15 protein-coding genes and 1 tRNA gene are annotated in these 18242 nt (G+C 37.5%); 10 read left to right on the top strand and 6 right to left on the bottom strand.

Features of this window, described 5'->3' with window-relative positions:
• Positions 1 to 35: 35 nt before the first annotated feature.
• The 6 genes from rpsO to RE431_RS02785 all read left to right on the top strand — a co-directional run bounded on the left by rpsO (position 36) and on the right by RE431_RS02785 (position 6238).
• Positions 36 to 305, top strand: coding sequence for a 30S ribosomal protein S15 (gene rpsO, locus RE431_RS02810; protein WP_300437411.1), 270 nt, complete (start codon positions 36 to 38; stop codon positions 303 to 305).
• Positions 306 to 506: 201 nt separating this feature from the next.
• The gene (locus tag RE431_RS02805) at positions 507 to 2756 is read left to right on the top strand and encodes a polyribonucleotide nucleotidyltransferase (RefSeq protein ID WP_309560435.1); all 2250 of its coding nucleotides are present in this window, start codon (positions 507 to 509) and stop codon (positions 2754 to 2756) included.
• Positions 2757 to 3084: 328 nt separating this feature from the next.
• Positions 3085 to 3948 carry a sigma-70 family RNA polymerase sigma factor gene (locus tag RE431_RS02800; protein ID WP_072552879.1) on the top strand — a complete coding sequence of 288 codons (864 nt, stop codon included), beginning with the start codon at positions 3085 to 3087 and terminating at the stop codon, positions 3946 to 3948.
• A 190-nt stretch (positions 3949 to 4138) separates the two neighbouring features.
• Positions 4139 to 4540 (top strand): BLUF domain-containing protein, encoded by a 402-nt coding sequence (locus tag RE431_RS02795; RefSeq protein WP_309560434.1) that lies wholly within the window; start codon positions 4139 to 4141, stop codon positions 4538 to 4540.
• A 59-nt stretch (positions 4541 to 4599) separates the two neighbouring features.
• Complete coding sequence (rpe, locus tag RE431_RS02790; protein ID WP_309560433.1) at positions 4600 to 5262, top strand: ribulose-phosphate 3-epimerase; 663 nt, start codon at positions 4600 to 4602, stop codon at positions 5260 to 5262.
• Positions 5249 to 6238, top strand: a complete 990-nt coding sequence (locus tag RE431_RS02785; protein ID WP_309560432.1) for a YpdA family putative bacillithiol disulfide reductase — start codon at positions 5249 to 5251, stop codon at positions 6236 to 6238. Before rpe ends, RE431_RS02785 begins: the two co-directional genes overlap by 14 nt.
• A gap of 53 nt (positions 6239 to 6291) precedes the next feature.
• On the opposite strand, the gene RE431_RS02780 is transcribed toward RE431_RS02785, so the two are convergent.
• Positions 6292 to 6651 carry a hypothetical protein gene (locus RE431_RS02780; RefSeq protein WP_309560431.1) on the bottom strand — a complete coding sequence of 120 codons (360 nt, stop codon included), beginning with the start codon at positions 6649 to 6651 and terminating at the stop codon, positions 6292 to 6294.
• Between the two features lie 231 nt (positions 6652 to 6882).
• Between RE431_RS02780 and RE431_RS02775 the strand changes: the two genes are divergently transcribed.
• Together RE431_RS02775 and RE431_RS02770 are read left to right on the top strand one after the other, a co-directional pair.
• Positions 6883 to 8829: a sensor histidine kinase gene (locus RE431_RS02775; protein ID WP_309560430.1), complete on the top strand. Its 1947-nt coding sequence runs from the start codon at positions 6883 to 6885 to the stop codon at positions 8827 to 8829.
• A gap of 4 nt (positions 8830 to 8833) precedes the next feature.
• A complete protein-coding gene (locus RE431_RS02770) occupies positions 8834 to 9499 on the top strand; it encodes a response regulator (RefSeq protein ID WP_309560429.1) in 666 nt (221 codons plus the stop codon).
• A gap of 117 nt (positions 9500 to 9616) precedes the next feature.
• On the opposite strand, the gene RE431_RS02765 is transcribed toward RE431_RS02770, so the two are convergent.
• Positions 9617 to 9690: transfer RNA gene (locus tag RE431_RS02765), tRNA-Arg, on the bottom strand.
• Positions 9691 to 9702: 12 nt separating this feature from the next.
• Entirely contained in the window at positions 9703 to 10152 is a 450-nt protein-coding gene (locus RE431_RS02760) for a GatB/YqeY domain-containing protein (RefSeq protein ID WP_309560428.1), read from the bottom strand.
• A 128-nt stretch (positions 10153 to 10280) separates the two neighbouring features.
• Here RE431_RS02760 and RE431_RS02755 point away from each other — a divergent pair, with 128 nt between their 5' ends.
• Together RE431_RS02755 and RE431_RS02750 are read left to right on the top strand one after the other, a co-directional pair.
• Positions 10281 to 11162 carry an alpha/beta hydrolase gene (locus RE431_RS02755; protein WP_309560427.1) on the top strand — a complete coding sequence of 294 codons (882 nt, stop codon included), beginning with the start codon at positions 10281 to 10283 and terminating at the stop codon, positions 11160 to 11162.
• A complete protein-coding gene (locus RE431_RS02750) occupies positions 11162 to 13735 on the top strand; it encodes a glycoside hydrolase family 2 TIM barrel-domain containing protein (protein WP_309560426.1) in 2574 nt (857 codons plus the stop codon). The genes RE431_RS02755 and RE431_RS02750 overlap by 1 nt, the downstream gene beginning before the upstream one ends.
• 57 nt (positions 13736 to 13792) lie before the next feature.
• On the opposite strand, the gene bglX is transcribed toward RE431_RS02750, so the two are convergent.
• The 3 genes from bglX to RE431_RS02735 are packed head-to-tail and all read right to left on the bottom strand — an operon-like array spanning position 13793 to position 18242.
• On the bottom strand, positions 13793 to 16069 hold the full coding sequence (gene bglX, locus RE431_RS02745; protein WP_309560425.1) for a beta-glucosidase BglX: 2277 nt from the start codon (positions 16067 to 16069) through the stop codon (positions 13793 to 13795).
• 6 nt (positions 16070 to 16075) lie between these two features.
• On the bottom strand, positions 16076 to 16873 hold the full coding sequence (locus RE431_RS02740) for a carboxylesterase family protein (RefSeq protein WP_309560424.1): 798 nt from the start codon (positions 16871 to 16873) through the stop codon (positions 16076 to 16078).
• Entirely contained in the window at positions 16863 to 18242 is a 1380-nt protein-coding gene (locus RE431_RS02735; RefSeq protein ID WP_309560423.1) for a glucoamylase family protein, read from the bottom strand. Before RE431_RS02735 ends, RE431_RS02740 begins: the two co-directional genes overlap by 11 nt.

Here is an 18242-nt window from a genome sequence, read left to right as displayed (position 1 = left end):
TGTCAATACATAAAAATCATTTAAATAATATTGGAATGTATTTAACAAAAGAAAAGAAAGAAGAGATTTTCTCTAAGCACGGTAAAGGAAAAAACGATACCGGTTCAGCTGAAGGTCAAATCGCATTGTTCACTCACAGAATCGCTCACCTATCAGAACACCTGAAATCAAATCGTAAAGATTTTAATACAGAACGTTCTCTTGTAAGATTGGTTGGTAAAAGAAGAAGTCTTTTAGACTACTTGATGAAAAAGGATATCATGAGGTATCGTGCCATCGTGAAGGAACTAGGATTAAGAAAATAATTTTCAGGGGGCTTTGTGCCCCCTTTTTTTATATATTAGTTTGGCCTGATTAGGCATTCAAAAATTGTCGCCCAGAGGGGTAGTTTTTCATTGGTCCACAAACAACTACACACAACACAACCCGGCCGTCCGGATGGCGGAGACCTTTGTTTAACTAAATGATCTGGTTGAAGTTATTCAGATCAAGAATTCGAAATTATTATGATTCCAAAAACATTTAAGGAGGTTATCGATTTAGGAGATGGTAGAACCATTTCCCTCGAGACCGGTAAATTGGCAAAACAGGCTCACGGGTCGGTTGTTGTTCAAATGGGTAATGCAATGTTACTTTGTACGGTAGTGTCTTCATACACTCCTACTACAATGGATTTCTTTCCATTAACATTAGATTACCGTGAAAAATTTGCTGCTGCAGGTCTTTTCCCTGGGGGTTACTTCAAAAGAGAAGCGAGACCAAGTAGCGAAGAAATTTTAGTAATGCGTTTAGTAGACCGTGTTTTGCGTCCACTATTCCCAAAAGACTACAAATTTGAAACTCAGGTAATGATCCAGTTAATGTCTCATGACGATGAAGTTATGCCAGACGCATTAGCCGGACTTGCCGCATCTGCCGCTATTCAATTATCTGACATTCCTTTTGAAACACCAATTTCAGAAGCGAGAGTTGCGAGAATTAACGGCGAATTTGTTCTTAACCCAAGCAGAGAGAAACTAGTTGAAGCAGACATGGATATCATGGTTGGTGCTTCTGCAGATTCTGTAATGATGGTTGAAGGACAAATGGACGAATGTTCAGAAGAAGAAATGGCTGAAGCTATTAAATTCGCACACGAAGCTATTAAAGTTCAGTGTGAAGCTCAGACAAGACTTGCTGAAGCATTCGGTAAAAAAGAAACTCGTGAGTATGAAGTAGCAGATACAGACGAAGCTATTGAAAAGAAAATTCACGAAGCTACTTACCAAAAAGCTTATGATATCGCGAAAAGCGGAACTAGCAAAAAAGAAAGAAGCCAGGCTTTTTCTGATCTGAAAGATGAAGTTAAAGCTATGTTCTCTGAAGAGGAGTTAGAGGAGAAAGGTAAAATGATCTCTGGTTATTTTGCAGCAGCACATAAAAATGCTGTTCGTGACCTAACTCTTAAAGAAGGAATTAGACTTGATGGTAGAAAGACGGACGAAATTCGTCCTATCTGGTGTGAAGTAGATTACCTTCCATCCACACACGGTTCTGCGATCTTTACTCGTGGAGAAACTCAGGCGCTTGCTACGGTTACTCTAGGAACTTCAAGAGAAGCTAACCAGGTGGACCTTCCAACACAACAGGGAGAAGAAACTTTCTATTTACATTATAACTTCCCTCCTTTCTCAACTGGAGAAGCTTACCCAATTAGAGGGACTTCAAGACGTGAGATTGGTCACGGAAACCTTGCACAACGTGCGCTTAAAGGAATGATCCCAGCAGATTGCCCTTATACTGTACGTGTGGTATCTGAAGTTTTAGAATCTAACGGTTCTTCTTCTATGGCAACCGTATGTGCAGGAACAATGTCGTTAATGGACGCTGGTGTTCAATTGAAGAAGCCAGTTTCTGGTATCGCCATGGGATTAATTTCTGATGGTGAGAACTACGCTGTACTTTCTGATATTCTTGGAGACGAAGATCACCTTGGTGATATGGACTTTAAAGTAACAGGTACTGAAGATGGTATTACAGCTTGCCAGATGGATATCAAGATCAAGGGACTTTCTTACGAGATCCTAGTGAATGCATTGAAACAAGCCAGAGCAGGAAGACTTCATATTCTTGAAAAACTTACTGAAACAATTCCTACTCCAAACCAGAATGTAAAAGCACATTCTCCTAAGATCATTACCAGAAGAATTCCTAACGAATTTATTGGTGCATTGATCGGACCTGGAGGAAAAGTGATACAGGAACTTCAAAAAGAGACCAAAACTGAGATCGTGATCAATGAAGATCCGGTAACTGAAGAAGGTATTGTTGAAATTCTTGGAACTCAGCAGGAAGGTATCGATAAAGTTCTTGCTAAGATCGACTCTATTACGTTCAAGCCTGAAAAAGGAAGTGTATACGAAGTGAAAGTGATCAAGATCCTTGATTTTGGTGCAGTTGTAGAGTATGTTGATGCTCCAGGAAACGAAGTATTACTTCACATTTCTGAACTTGCATGGGAACGTACCAACGACGTAAATGACGTTGTAAAAATGGGAGATGTTCTTGATGTTAAGTACTTCGGACTGGATCCTAAGACGAGAAAAGATAAAGTTTCTAGAAAAGCCCTTCTTCCAAAACCAGAAGGTTATAAGGAAAGAGCTCCTAGAGATGATAAACGTGATAACCGTGGTTCACGAGACAATCGTGGTGGTAGAGATAACCGTAACCGCGATAATCGTCGTGATGATAGAAAACCAAGAGAGGATAGAGACTAATCCTTTACTAAATATCGTAAAAAGCCCATGGAAACATGGGCTTTTTTTTATTTCTATTTTTTAAAAACAGGTTGAAATTATTGAAAACTCCTTACGACTACCTGTCTGCTTTGTTAAATAATTTAATTTATTTTTTCTTAATTTTTGCGTTAGGGATTGCAGAGTAAAGCCCACAGCGACAGGAAGGAGCGAGGACTTGAAGCGTAAAGTCCGGCACGAAGTGAAACGTCCAAATAAAAAAAATTAAATATTTTGTAACATTAAGAGTACTTCTTACGTATAAACATGTACAAGAGCTATGCACAATTAAAATCCAAGTAGAAGATAGATGAGACAACTGAAGATTACGAAGCAGGTAACCAATCGTGAAACCGCTTCGTTAGACAAGTATTTGCAAGAAATTGGAAAAGTAGACCTGATCACCGCTGATGAAGAGGTAGAATTGGCACAAAGAATTAAAGCGGGAGATAACCGTGCCTTAGAGAAATTAACAAAAGCGAACCTTCGTTTTGTGGTTTCTGTAGCAAAACAATATCAAAATCAGGGATTAACCCTTCCCGACCTTATTAATGAAGGAAATTTAGGGCTTATTAAAGCTGCTAAACGTTTCGATGAAACACGTGGTTTTAAGTTTATATCGTATGCTGTATGGTGGATTCGTCAATCTATCCTTCAGGCATTAGCTGAGCAATCACGTATTGTTCGTTTACCGTTGAACAAAATTGGTTCAATTAACAAAATCAATAAGACTTTTGCTTTCCTAGAGCAGTCACATGAGCGTCCGCCAAGTGCTGAAGAGATCGCGAAAGAGCTTGACATGACGATTAACGACGTTAAGGAATCTATGAAGAATTCTGGACGTCATGTATCTATGGATGCTCCTTTAGTAGAAGGAGAAGATTCTAACCTATATGACGTATTACGCTCTGGTGAGTCTCCAAACCCTGATAAGGAGCTATTGCACGAATCTCTTAGAACTGAGATAGAACGCGCTTTAGAAACTCTTACTCCGCGTGAAGCTGATGTGATCAGACTTTATTTTGGATTGGGAGATCAACATCCTATGACATTAGAAGAAATTGGCGAGACTTTTGATCTAACAAGAGAAAGAGTACGTCAAATTAAAGAAAAAGCCATAAGAAGATTAAAGCATACGTCTAGAAGTAAAATTTTAAAAACGTATCTTGGCTAAAATATTTAAAGCAACAACAGTTTAGTGGCGGCGTGATGAACCGACATGAAAATAACTGTTCGTTTTTTGATTGATGAATGACCCCGGAGTGATGACCGGGGTTTTTTCTTTAATTATTGGAAGTATGCAGTATTCTCTGTATTTTTCTTCCCGATAGAAAGACCCTACATTTCTTAAATTTAATTACAATATGCGCTACGCAATTAGCTATGTTAGCTCAGCTGCAAGGGATCTATCTGAAACTGAAATAAATGATGTTCTGAAGGAATCGGAGATCAGGAATAACCAGAAAGATATCACCGGCTTATTATTATATTCTGAAGGTAACTTTTTCCAGGTGATAGAAGGAGAAAAAGAAATTATTAAAAGCCTGTATAGCGATATAAATAAGGATTCCAGGCATTTCAATTTGATAAAGCTTTTTGAAAAAACCATTCAAAATGAAGCCTATGATGGTTATAAATCTGACTTTATTTCAGAAGACGCTCGTTACGGCAGATCAGATTTTAAATATTACCAGCACTACCTGGAGGTTCTAGACAAACCGGCAAAACAAGCAACATCCCAGATTTTAAGGGCATTTATCCAATAAGAATTAGAGAAGCTCCTTTTTCTTAGTATTTTTGTGTTCTCAAACACAACACAATTATAATGAGTAACAAACTAATTGCCCCTTCTGTATTAGCTTCAGATTTTGGAAATCTACAACGAGATGTGGAAATGATCAACAATAGTGATGCCGATTGGTTTCACATTGATATCATGGATGGCGTTTTTGTTCCAAATATTTCTTTTGGAATGCCTGTTTTGAAAGCAATTTCTAAGCACGCAAAAAAAACGATCGATGTTCATTTGATGATCGTAGATCCTGATAGATATATTAAAGAATTTGCTCAATTAGGAGCGAATATATTAACTGTACATTACGAGGCATGCACTCATCTTCATAGAACCCTACAGGCAATAAAAGCTGAAGGAATGAAAGCAGGAGTTGCTATTAACCCGCATACTAATGTAGACCTATTGAAAGATTGCATCAAGGATATCGACCTAGTTTGTGTAATGAGTGTAAATCCTGGTTTTGGCGGGCAAAGTTTTATTGAAAACACATACAATAAAGTTCAGCGACTAAAGGAATTGATCACAATGAATAATGCTGAAACTCTTATCGAAATCGATGGCGGAGTAACAGATAAGAACGCAGCTGAACTTGCGAAGGCAGGAGCTGACGTGCTGGTGGCAGGAAGTTTTGTTTTCAAATCTGATGATCAGCCCAAAACAATTAAAAATCTAAAAGAAGTTGCAAATTCGTAATAAATTCCAAGTCGTAATTATCGGTGGTGGTCCAATAGGGATCGCCTGTGCTCTGGAAGCTAAAAAGAAAGGTCTTAGCTATATCATTCTAGAAAAAGGATGTCTGGTGAATTCACTATACCACTACCCTACCAATATGACTTTCTTTTCAACTTCAGAAAAACTGGAGCTGGACAATATCCCATTTATCAGTAATAATCCGAAGCCTGGTAAAAGAGAAGCCTTGGAGTATTACAGAAGAATTGCTACAAATAATGAAGTGAACATTAATTTGTTTGAAAAGGTAATAGATGTAAAATCTGAAAATGATATTCATACCGTAGTCACCTCAAAAAATGAGTATAAAGCCGAAAATGTGATCGTAGCCACAGGTTTCTACGATATTCCGAATCATTTAGGTGTTCCCGGTGAAGAATTACCAAAGGTTTCTCATTATTATAATGATCCGCATTACTACGCCACGCAAAAAACCATTGTAGTTGGAGCCAGTAACTCAGCGGTAGACGCAGCGCTAGAGATTTATCGAAAAGGTGGTGATGTAACGATGGTAGTTAGAAAGCCCGAAATTGGTGAGCGAGTTAAATATTGGGTGAGACCTGATATTATAAATAGAATTGAGGAAGGGAGTATAAATGCTTATTTTAATTCTTCAATTAAAGAGATCAAAGAAAACGAAGTAACTATAGAAACACCGGAAGGTGAACAAAGCATCGCAAATGACTTTGTTCTTCTACTAACGGGCTACAGACCAAATTTTGGTTTTCTTCAGGATATTGGGATCAAACTTTCAGATGATGGTAGAAAAATCCCATTTTACGATGAAGATACTATGGAAACTAATATTCCGGGTTGTTATCTAGCGGGAGTTATTTGCGGAGGCGTTGAAACGCATAAATGGTTCATAGAAAATTCTCGTGTCCATGCTAAAATGATCATGGAACACATTGGATCACCAAAAAGCGAAAAAGTAAAATAAAAAAAGCAATTCTGATTTCTCAAAATTGCTTAATAACCGAGGGGCTTTTATACTTACATCAGAACAACTGAGTTCGATCCAATCCCTTTATTTTTTCCTATTAGCTTACCGTAAAATTCTAGATCTTCAGAATTATTCTTGAAAGAGTGATCTACTTTTTTACCAATTTCACTCAGGCTGAAAGTGTAAATTTCTATTTCTGGATATCCTGCAAAGTCATCAGATTTATCAATACCGATTTCTATATTTCCGTTAGCTTTATCATACATAACAAATTCAGCTGCGAAATTGTGCCTTAAAAGTTCCATACAATCGCGGGATAATTCATTACATTCTTCACATTCTGATACGAATTGCTTCACTAATTCCTGCAGTGAAGATCTTAATTGATTAGAATTGAAATAAGCTGCCATAGGTGTTTCTTTTTATTTGTGAAGGCTAATTTATTAGTTAAGTATTCTTACAAAAACTATTTATACTAGATTTAACGCTAAGGCTTAAAGAAAACCAAATTATTAAAGCGTTATTTTAAATTTTCATAATCCTGAATTACAATCAAATTTTTGTAAAATAAATCCAGAATTGAAGTAAATTTCGCGCGTTAATTATTTCGCATCCTAAAAATTTTTGATATTTATAAAGCTTTGAAAACGCAGGTAATTCCATACATTCGTGTCATGAAATTTTTATGGGCCAGGGTTATATTTCTGTTCGCAATTATTCTTATTGTTTCATGCGAATATGAATCAGGCGTGAATAAGAATATTAAAGTTGACGACGCCAGGCGCTTTTATGAAGAAGGTTCTACTAGCAGAGACCTGGATGAGCAATTATTGTCCTACAAAAAAGGGCTGAAGATTTCAAAGAAAAATGGCGACTCTCTAATTCCATATTTCTATGAAAAGCTGGTTTATACTTTTAACAAGCTTAAGAGTTATCAGCCTGCCATAGCATATTCAGACTCATTACTTGATTATTCAATTAGCAAGGAAGATATAGATTTCCAGGTAAAAGCTTATCTGGCCAAAAGTGAAACATACAGAAATTTTAACAAGGATATAGATTGGTTTAAAAGTGCCTTTAGAGCTAAATCCCTGGCATCACAGTCCGATGATGACCGGTTATTAGGTTTAAGCTTAATATATATGGCTTCAGCTGAAGGCGCTATGGAAGATTTTCGCAGTTCCCAGGAGACTGCCACCAAATCTTTACAATATCTTGATGAAGAAAAAGATTCAATCTATATAAGCGCGGCTTACGATCTAATTGGAAGAGCCTATATTTTTAATAAATTCTATAAAGATGCCATAAAGGAATTTGAAAATTCTTTGAGGTTCGCCGGAATAGACACTACTTGCATTCCCGTTATTCAAAATAATATTGCCTTTACCTTATTCGAACTTGGTAAAGAAAAGAAGGCATTTGAAATTACCGAACAACTGGCGGAGGAAGCCAGCGACCCTATTTTAAAAATATACACTAAAGATCTTCTATTATTCAACAAATGGAAATTCAATAAGGACCTGCACATCGAAGAAGGACTATTATCCAATCTCGAGGAAAGAGAGAAAATGGAAGATTTTCGCGGAGTGATAAGAAGTTACGAGCACCTATTGGCCTACTATGAAGAAAACGATATTAATAAGGCGTTGGAAACTGCTGTAAAGATCTTGAATTATGATAAATACAATAGTGAACGGGCACAAAAAGAGGCTTATGAAACCCTGATCAACTATAGTCCTCCTCAAACATCTAAAGATTATTCTGTAAAATATATAGGTTATAGAGATAGTATCGATCAGGCTAAACTTGAAATTCAAAATACCTTTGCCAAGATCAAATATGATGAGGAAAAGAAACAAAACGAAATAAATCAGCTTGTAGCAAAAAATAAAAAACAAGACTTAGAGGCAAAACATTTGAAGAATCAATTTGCGATCATCTCACTATTGGGACTACTTGTAATTGGAATTTCATGCTTCTATTTTTATCATCAAAAACAAAAACATAAAAAGGAAAAACTAGCTGAAATCTATCAAACGGAAACCCGTTTATCAAAAACCATTCATGATGAGTTGGCGAATGATATATACAACCTCATGGGTAAACTGGAATCTGAAATTTCAGCTTCAGAAATGGATAAACTGGAAAATATCTATAATCGCACCCGCGATATTTCTCGAAAAAATAAAAGTATAGAAACAGACGAAAATTTTAATGAAGCTTTATTCTCGATGCTTTCAGAAAATACGCCTGCTAACACAAGGTTATTTTTAAAAGGCCTGGAAGAAATAGACTGGAATGAGATCTCTACCGAAAAGAAGATCGTGATCTATAGAGTATTACAGGAATTATTTATAAATATGAGCAAACATAGCGATGCCAATTTTGTAAGTCTTCAATTTCAAAAAAAAGGTAAAAAGCTCAATATAGATTATTCAGATAATGGAAAAGGATTTAATCCTGAAGTGAAATATCGAAGCAACGGAATCCAAAATGTGGAAAACCGTATTTATTCTATACAGGGAAATATTAATTTTGAAACCCAGGTTGAAAAAGGTTTGACCGTAGAGATTAATTTACCAGCTTAAGTTCATGTTCAAAAAGGTACTTATTGCAGAAGACATGGATACTGTAAATCATGCAGTAACCAGTGTATTAAAAGATCTGAAGATCGAAAATTCAGACCATGTGCAATATTGTGACAACGCCTATATCCTTGCGAAAAAAGCCTTGAACGAAAATACTCCTTACGACCTTCTCATTTGTGATCTTTCCTTTAAAAAAGACCATCGTGAAGAAAGTATAACTTCCGGACAGGAGCTCATCAGGATTCTTAAAGAGGAAGATCCAAATTTAAAAGTACTGGTTAATTCAATTGAAGATTCTCCGCTCACGGTCAACAAATTATGGGAATCTGGCAACATCAATGCATATGTTTGTAAAGACAGGAATGGAATGTCTTCTCTTAAAAAGGCTATAGAAGCCATACATCGCAATAGAAAATATAATTCGCCCGGTATTGAAGAAAAGTTGAATAAGTCTAATACATTCACTTTAAACGACTTTGAGATCAGTCTACTGGATTGCCTGGCGAAAGGAATGACGCAGGATCAAATACAGGAACATTATAAAACTAACAATATTAAGCCAAGTAGTAAAAGTTCCATCGAAAAGCGACTGAAAGAGTTAAAAGAAGAATTTCAGGCGAATACTACAGCGCATTTAATTGGAATTGTAAAAGATTTAAGGCTTATTTAGAATTGTCAGACCACGAAGGATGGGTGGATTGAGTAGGGTCGGTTTACTTATCTGGTCTGACATTTTAAAATTAAAAAATCCGTAAAACTATCTGTTTTACGGATTTTTATTTTTTAGTGACCCCGGCAGGATTCAAACCTGCAACCCTCAGAGCCGAAATCTGATGCGCTATTCAGTTGCGCCACGGGGCCTTTAAATATTTTCTAACTTAATTTTTTTCTTACGATGGTAGAAATTGTCTTACCATCAGCTTTACCAGCTAATTTGCCGGTGGCCATTCCCATTACTTTCCCCATATCCTGCATTCCTGAAGCACCCGTTTCAGCAATGATTTTTTCTACTTCAGCTTCAATTTCCTCTTCACTCATCTGTTCTGGCAGGAACTGCTCTATAACCTCAGCTTGTTGAAGTTCTGGCTCTGCAAGGTCTTCTCTCCCCTGCTCTTTATAGATCTGAGCACTGTCTTTACGCTGCTTTACCAGCTTTTGCAAAAGTTTATTCTCTTCCTCTTCAGTTAGACCATCCTTAGAAGAAGTTTCGGTATTAGCTAATAAAATAGCTCCTTTCACAGCTCTAAGAGCCTCTAATTTAGCGCTATCTTTCGCTCTCATTGCGGCTTTCATTTCAGCCATTACTTTTTCCTGTAAACTCATAATGCAAAAATTATAGGTGCGAAGATAAAATTTTATAGTTGAATTCGCCACTTATTTATCCCTTCAAAATTAAGTATATTCAGGCTTCAAAAAGAATACACAAGATGAACCGAATTATGATTTTTTGTATGTTTTTATTAGCGCTTCAAAATGTTGAGGCACAGGAAAAATATATAGACAGCCTTTACGAAGTTTCAGAAGTAAGCAGAGAGATCTATGCTGAAAAAGATGATCAGGAATTAATAATTGATCTGTATCAGCCAGATAATTCTGAAAAATCAAGACCATTAATCGTTTTTATGCATGGTGGAGGTTTCTCTGGTGGAAGTCCGCAGAATCCGCAGGAAGTTAAATTTGCCAGAATAGCTGCAGCAAAAGGTTATGCGGTAGGGCTTATTTCTTACCGTTTGGTTAGAAAAGGAACTGAGACAGGATTTAGTTGTGATTATGAAGCTTCAGGAAAAATCGAGACCTTTCAATTAGCTGCTGAAGATTTTATGGACGCCATAGTATTCATGAGAGATAATTCCGAAAGACTCAATATTAATCCTGAAAATATCATAGTTGGAGGAAGTAGTGCCGGTGCCGAAGCAGTACTGAATGCGGTGTATAATCCAGATCTCATGTTCGAAGATCAGGAGAAATACGCTGGAATTAAATTTTCAGCAGTGATTTCGCTCGCAGGCGCCATTATAGATGCCCGATATTTAAACGAAAAGGAATCGATACCTGGAATTTTCTTTCATGGAACCGATGACAACCTGGTTCCTTACGCATCTGCTCCACATCATTATTGCGAAAATAACAAGCCGGGATATTTGATGCTGGATGGTTCAAAAACAATAGCTGACAAACTGGAAAAGCTGGACGAATCTTTTCTATTTTATACATTCAAAGGTGCAAAACATGAAATTTCGGGAATGCCATTTAATGATCTACCGGAAGTTTTCCAATTTCTGAAAAATGTTGTTTTTAAAGATCAGAAAATTCAATCGAGAATCTATAAATAATGAAAAAGCTATTTAGTACCATCCTACTTTTCTTCCTATTTCATCCTGTAGCAAGTAGCCAGAGATTAATTAAAACCATCAATTCAGGATGGGAATTCAGTCTGGAAGGTCAGAATAAATCAAAAACTGTAAATATCCCGCATACCTGGAATGCAAAGGATGCATTTAAGGATGATACCGAGTATTTCAGGGGAAAAGGAATTTACCAAAAAGAGATCTCTATTCCCGAAAATTGGAAAGACAGGTCGGTTTTTATAAAGTTTGAAGGTGCGAACCAGGAAACAAAAGTTTATGTGAACGACCAGTTTGCCGGTGAACATATTGGCGGTTATACCTCTTTCGTCATTGAGATTTCCAATCTTTTAGAATTTGAAGATAAAAACATCCTGAGAATAGAAGTTGATAATTCACATAATAATGATATCCCGCCACTCGAAGCTGACTTTAATTTTTACGGTGGTATTTACAGGGATATCGAGTTAGTTGTTACCGGAAAAAGTCATTTTAAACTTACAGGTCCTGAAGCTGGAAATCTTCTGATCAAAACTCCAGAAGTATCGCAAAAAATCGCCACGGTTTCTTTTCAAGGCGAGATCGTAAACCCTTCTAAAGAACTTTACCTTCAACTAGAGATTACCGATCCTTTAGGAAATATCGTGTTTAAAAATACTCAAAGTGAAACTTCAGAAAAGTTTTCTATAAGGACTGAAATCACAAATCCTCAACTCTGGTCACCAGATACACCCAATTTATATCAGCTCAAGGCTGAACTCATCGATAGAAATTCCGGAGAGATTCAAGATTCGTATATTTCAAAATTCGGCTGTCGCTGGTTCGAAGCAAATCCTGAAAAAGGTTTTATACTAAACGGAAAACCTATCAAACTCATCGGTGCGAATCGCCATCAGGATTTTGACAATATGGGAAATGCAGTTCCGAATTCCCTACACCGAAAAGATTACCAAATGATCAAGGATATGGGAAGTAATTTTATTAGAACAGCCCATTACCCGCAAGATTCCGAAGTTTATAAAATTTGTGATAAACTGGGACTTCTTGTATGGACAGAAATTCCGGTAATCAATGACGTGACTGACTCAGAAGCTTATCATCAAAACTCTGTAAACATGCTTCGTGAACAGATCCTGCAATTGCAAAATCATCCTTCCATCGTATTCTGGGGATATATGAACGAGATCTTCATTCGCCTCGTTTTTACAGGAAACATGCCTGAAGCAGATAAGGCAGCAAAAATTAAAACCAGCATAGAGCTAGCAAGAAAACTGGAGGCTGAAACCAAAAAATTAGATAGCTCCAGGCTTAGTGTGATGGCGCTTCACGATAATAATCTTTATAACACTACTGGTATAGCAGATATTCCTGATGTAATTGGCTGGAATCTTTATTTTGGATGGTATACTCAGGGGCTTGAGAATCTTGGAAAGTTCCTGGATGAACAACATAAGAAATATCCTGATAGACCTATTCTGATTTCAGAATATGGGCCCGGAAGCGATTCAAGGATTCAGACGAATACTCCAAAACCATGGGATTATAGCGAAGCCTACCAATTAAAAAGCCATGTGAGTTATTTAAATCAAGTTATAGAAAGAGATTATATGATTGGTATGGCTGCCTGGAATTTTGCAGATTTTGGATCTTCCGGAAGACAGGATAGTAGGCCGTACATCAATCAGAAAGGATTGGTGAATTTTGACAGGGAGCCAAAAGATATTTATTATTACTATAAAGCGAGACTTGCGAAGGAAAATTCAGTTTTCATCGCTGGTGGAAATTTTGAGCATAGGTTTATCGAAGAAGGAGATTCGGTTAATATAAAAGTTTTCTCCAGCAGTCCGGAAGTAGATGTAATCATCGATGATAATGAAAAACTTACTACTAAAGCTATCGATCATATTGCCAGTTTTAGCATTCCGCTTTCTGAAGGAACTCATTTGATAAAAGCTATTTCTAATGGTAAAGAACACCAGCGAAAACTTCAGATCAATTTCCGTGATAATTTGATTGAACGCTTATCCGCAAAACCTATTCAAGTGAATATTGGAAGTCATTCCGATTTCATAGACGAAGAAACTGGCGAGATCTGGATCAGCGACCAGGAATATTTTAAAAATAATTTCGGTTTTACTGGAGGGAAGGTTTACCAGCAATCTGAAAATAAGTTCCAGGGTTCTGCCTCTAACATAAAGCTTACGACGAAGGAACCTTTGTATCAAACCATGAGAGAAGGAATAAACAAATACACTTTTGATGTTCCGAAAGGAAAGTACCGAATATCGCTCCTAATGACCGAACCTAATAGAAAAGCCTCCAAACAAAGTATTTATAATTTAGGCTCAGAAACCCTAGAAAATACAGAAGGATCAAGAATTTTTGACATTCTTATTAATGGCAAACTGGTTGAAAGCAATTTGAATCTTGCTGCAGATTATGGTATTCTCACTGCTGTGGAATTAAATTACACTGTGTTTACTGCTACAGGTTTGGAAATTAATTTCCGAAGTATTTCAGGTGAACCAATACTGTCAGGAATCCGTATTGAAAAGTTATAAAAAAGCCCCGGAGTAAAAACCAAACTCCGGGGCCAAACAAACTAAAACTATGAGAAATTAGTTTTTGAGAGTAAAAGAGCCGTCAAATTCTGAATCTGATGTTCCTCGAACAAAATATTCGAATTCACCCGGCTCAAACACATGATCCAACTGTGAGTTATAAAACTTTAGTTCTTCAGGGGTTATGGTAAAAGTTACCGTTTTAGACTCCCCTTTCTTTAGCATTATTTTCTGAAATCCTTTTAATTCTTTACCCGGAGGAGTCACATTCCTCACCTTATCATGGATATATAGCTGTACAACCTCTTCACCATCATAATCTCCTGTATTCGTTATAGTCGCACTTACCTCAATGGAACCATTTGAACTTAATTCTGAAGAACTCGCTTTTATATTACTGTATTCAAAAGTGGTGTAACTTAACCCAAAACCGAATGGTAATAATGCAGAATTTGGCGAGTCCAGGTAATTTGATTTAAACTTCTGAAAATCTCCAGATTCAGGACCAGGTCTTCCTGTGGTCTTCATTCTATAGTGAATTGGGATTTGTCCAACACTTCTTGGCCAGCTGTTAGTTAGTTTTCCAGAAGGATTATATTCTCCGAAAAGCACATCGGCAACTGCATTTCCTGCCTCCACACCAGGATGCCATATCTGAAGAATACTTACTGGAAGATCCATTTCTTCCGAAATATCTAAAGGTCTACCACTCATTAATACCAGCACTACAGGCTTCCCTGTTTTGGCCAATTCTCTGATAAGTTTCTTTTGGCTTTCCGGAATCCTAATATCTGTACGGCTTGCTGCTTCACCACTCATTTCAGTTGCTTCACCAACTACGGCTACGATCACATCAGCTTCCTTAGCCAAATTCATAGCTTCCTTCATTAGAGTTTCTGAAGACTCCTCCGAAATTTGAATACGTTCACCAAAAACATTTACTTTCTTCGCAAACGTACTATCATCAGCAATATTCGCACCTTTCGCATATTGAATCGTTGCATCTGGTGCTACATTTTTCAATCCGTCCAAAATTGGTACTGAAAGTTGAGGATTCCCGGTTGGAGCCCAGGTTCCAAGCATATTATTTTTACTATTCGCCAATGGACCAACTAAAGCGATATTAGCATTTTTAGAAAGTGGTAAAGTATTGTTATGCTTCTTCAGCAATACAAAAGATCTCGTAGCAGCTTTTCGCGCTAAACTTCTGTTCTCATCAGTAAGAATATCTCTGGCCGGCCTACTTTCGTCAGAATACAAATATGGATCATTCAAAAGACCAATTTTATGCTTTGCTTCCAGGATTCTCCTAGCAGCCTTAGTGATCTGTTCTTCGGAAACAGTGCCTTCTTCAACAGATTTTTTAAGGGTAGTTAAAAAGCCTTCGCCAACCATATCCATATCCAGTCCAGCATTAATTGCCATGGCTGAAACATCTTGAATGTCACCCATACCATGAGCTATCATTTCATTGACTGAGGTATAATCTGAAACTACAAATCCGCCAAAGCCCCATCTTTTACGAAGAAGATCGGTAAGCAACCATTTATTACCTGAAGCAGGAACTCCATCTATATCATTGAATGAAGTCATAACACTTCCCACGCCAGCGTCTACCGCAGCCTGGTAAGGAGGCAAATATTCGTTGAACATTTTAAGCCTGCTCATGTCTACTGAATTATAATCTCTACCAGCTTCCGGAGCTCCATAAAGAGCCATATGCTTTACTGTAGCCATCATCGTGTATGGTAGGGTAAGATCTTCACCCTGGTAACCTTCAACCATTGCCTTGGCTATCTGAGATCCTAAATATGGATCCTCTCCTGCACCCTCGGCAATTCTTCCCCAACGAGGATCACGTGCAATATCTACCATAGGAGAAAAATTCCAGTTGATACCATCTGCTGTTGCTTCTTTAGCAGCCATCTGTGCTCCGCTTTTGATCAATTCCATATCCCAGCTGGAAGAAAGTCCTAACGGAATTGGATAGGTAGTTTTATAACCATGAATAATATCAGATCCTATTAAAAGCGGGATTCCCAACCTGGAGTTCTTTACGGCAATTTCCTGCGCCTGTCTTACTTTTTCCGGACTGGAAACACCAAATACACCACCTACGTTACCTGCTTTTATTTTGGCTTCAACATCTTCACTTACTACAGATCCTGTAGCGACCCCTCCGCCGGGAGTAAGCAAATTTAATTGGCCAATTTTTTCTTCAAGCGTCATTTTGGATAGTAGTTCTTCAACTTCAGGAATTTTTTCCTGAGCTTGAGTTACTACAGCTCCTCCTAATAACAGCAATAAGACACTTAGTTTTTTCCTCAATTTCATGCGTATTTATTTTTTTGATTGTTTGAATAGCCATTCCAGTAAATAAGGTTCTGAAAATGCAGAATCCCAGCTATTGTGATTATCATCAGGATACAATGATAGTTTTGCATTCCCACCATGATGATTAATTGCTCTCGCCATAGACTTAGAAAATCTAGGCGGTACGATATCATCCTTTTCTCCATGGAAAATCCAGATATTTAAACCTTCCTGATAGTCTTCAGCAATTTCAATATTTGCTCCACCGCAAATAGCAAATGCCGCAGCGAACATATCCGGTTTTTTATATAGAATCTCGTAAGTTCCCATTCCTCCCATAGAAAGTCCTCCTACATATACTTTGTTAGTATTTACAAAATCTTTAGAGGTAATAGAATCCATTAACTTCATGACGAGACTCAATGACTTCGTAGGTTCTTCTTTATTCATAAAGTCAAATTGAAATGGCATTGTATCCCTTTTCACTTCGACTTTAGCCCAATAATCCTCTTTTGGAGCCTGCGGAAAAATTACAATAGCAGGAAAATCTTCCCGGTTCGTTTCATTCAGAAAAATATCACTCCCGTGTACCAATTGAGATTCATTATTATCTCCTCGTTCTCCTGCACCATGAAGGACCAAGACAACCGGATATTTTTCTTCTTCTGAAAAATTTTCTGGAAAAAGAATTCTGTAATTCAAAGTATCAGCATCCGATATGAATTGTTCTCTTTTAAAATCTTCTTTTGTTTGAGAAATAGCATCTATTGAAGGCATAAGCATCAATAGAAAAGCCATTACTGAAAAGCCTATGTTATTTTTCATATTCAAATCCTAAATTTTTTAATCCAATTTGTACTTCGGGTGCACCCATAAAAAGATCCCAGATAAGTCCAGATCTGTAATTTTCGATCATTACAACCATTGGCCCCTGGTCTATCGCTAGATATCTTTGCGCAGCCCATTCTTCTCCTTCAAGACTAAAAGCATCATAAAAACCAGCCGGTCCCCAAACAAGCCCATTCAAATCTGAATAAAAATATCGCATTGCCGCCAGAGATTCTTCCGGAGTATATGGAATAGAACTTATGGCTGCAGTTGGCGAAACCACTCCACGATCATTATCTGGAGAATGAGCTGTATAGCCAATACTACCATCTTCGTTTCGGGTATAACTTGCTGTTAGGCCCCATGAAGCCTGGTTATAGGTTTCAAAGCCTTTTGGGTTTTCCTGGCAGTATTTATAATCTATTAAACTGTGATTTACATTCAGACCCCAATAATTGGCATATTTATCTGAAAGTCCTTTTGGATTTAAACCCAGGTATGAATAGTGCGCCCAGAATAATGGACCTCCCATATCTCCTCTGGTATTATGCTTTAAGATAAGTGGTAACCCATAAGCCTCAACATCGGTAGTGATCTTTCCACTTCTCGCCCAACCATCATGATAAGCTTTCGCATCTATTGCATGATCTGGAGAAGAGGCAGCCATTACATAAGTTATAAGGCACTCATTATAACCTTCGATCATAAAATCCATTTCCCACTCGTAAACAGGAGACCAGTGCCAGTAAACTCCATCTTTATTATTAGTGTACCAGTTCCATTCGATTCCCTGCCATAACTCATCATATTTATTGGCAACTTCTTTCTCTTTCTCAGATCCGTTTTTAAGATACTCTCTTACCACGATAAATCCCTGTGCCAAAAAAGAGGTTTCGACGATATCTCCTCCATTATCCTTTTCTCCGAAAGCCTGAACATCTCCGGTTTCACCATTTAACCAGTGCGACCAGGCTCCATGAAACCTTGGGGCAGCATCCAAAAAATCTGCAATTTTATTCAACCTGGCAACTGCAGAGTCACGAGGAATAAAGCCTCTTTCCATTCCAACTACAATTCCCATAAGTCCGAATCCTGAACCACCGGTAGTAACTACATGCGCGTCATCTTTAGGATAGTTCCCATCGGGATGAAATCGTTCGCGAGCCATCCCACTGTTAGGTTCAGCGTAATCCCAGAAATATTTCAGGGTTTGTTCTTGAACCGTGTCCATCAATGCTTCGTCGGACAATTGCTGCTGAGTAGTTTCAGCGTTCATTGCCAGTTCTTCCTTTCGGTTTTCAGTATTCTTACAGGAAGTAAAAATTAAACCGGTTAATAATGATATTGCTAGATAATTTCTAAACAT

The organism is Christiangramia sediminicola, from assembly GCF_031344135.1.
Classification (GTDB): Bacteria; Bacteroidota; Bacteroidia; order Flavobacteriales; family Flavobacteriaceae; genus Christiangramia; species Christiangramia sediminicola.
Note: the sequence above shows the minus strand (reverse complement) of the source record. Positions and strands in the feature narration are given on the sequence as shown.

Excerpts from the sequence above, each read along its gene's own strand:
- RE431_RS02805 (WP_309560435.1), top strand. The coding sequence starts at position 507 with ATGATTCCAAAAACATTTAAGGAGGTTATCGATTTAGGAGATGGTAGA.
- RE431_RS02755 (WP_309560427.1), top strand. The coding sequence starts at position 10,281 with ATGTTTTTATTAGCGCTTCAAAATGTTGAGGCACAGGAAAAATATATA.
- RE431_RS02780 (WP_309560431.1), bottom strand. The coding sequence starts at position 6,651 with ATGGCAGCTTATTTCAATTCTAATCAATTAAGATCTTCACTGCAGGAA.
- RE431_RS02795 (WP_309560434.1), top strand. The coding sequence starts at position 4,139 with ATGCGCTACGCAATTAGCTATGTTAGCTCAGCTGCAAGGGATCTATCT.
- rpe (WP_309560433.1), top strand. The coding sequence starts at position 4,600 with ATGAGTAACAAACTAATTGCCCCTTCTGTATTAGCTTCAGATTTTGGA.
- RE431_RS02740 (WP_309560424.1), bottom strand. The coding sequence starts at position 16,873 with ATGAAAAATAACATAGGCTTTTCAGTAATGGCTTTTCTATTGATGCTT.
- rpsO (WP_300437411.1), top strand. The coding sequence starts at position 36 with ATGTATTTAACAAAAGAAAAGAAAGAAGAGATTTTCTCTAAGCACGGT.
- RE431_RS02735 (WP_309560423.1), bottom strand. The coding sequence starts at position 18,242 with ATGTTTAGAAATTATCTAGCAATATCATTATTAACCGGTTTAATTTTT.
- bglX (WP_309560425.1), bottom strand. The coding sequence starts at position 16,069 with ATGAAATTGAGGAAAAAACTAAGTGTCTTATTGCTGTTATTAGGAGGA.
- RE431_RS02760 (WP_309560428.1), bottom strand. The coding sequence starts at position 10,152 with ATGAGTTTACAGGAAAAAGTAATGGCTGAAATGAAAGCCGCAATGAGA.
- RE431_RS02750 (WP_309560426.1), top strand. The coding sequence starts at position 11,162 with ATGAAAAAGCTATTTAGTACCATCCTACTTTTCTTCCTATTTCATCCT.
- RE431_RS02800 (WP_072552879.1), top strand. The coding sequence starts at position 3,085 with ATGAGACAACTGAAGATTACGAAGCAGGTAACCAATCGTGAAACCGCT.
- RE431_RS02770 (WP_309560429.1), top strand. The coding sequence starts at position 8,834 with ATGTTCAAAAAGGTACTTATTGCAGAAGACATGGATACTGTAAATCAT.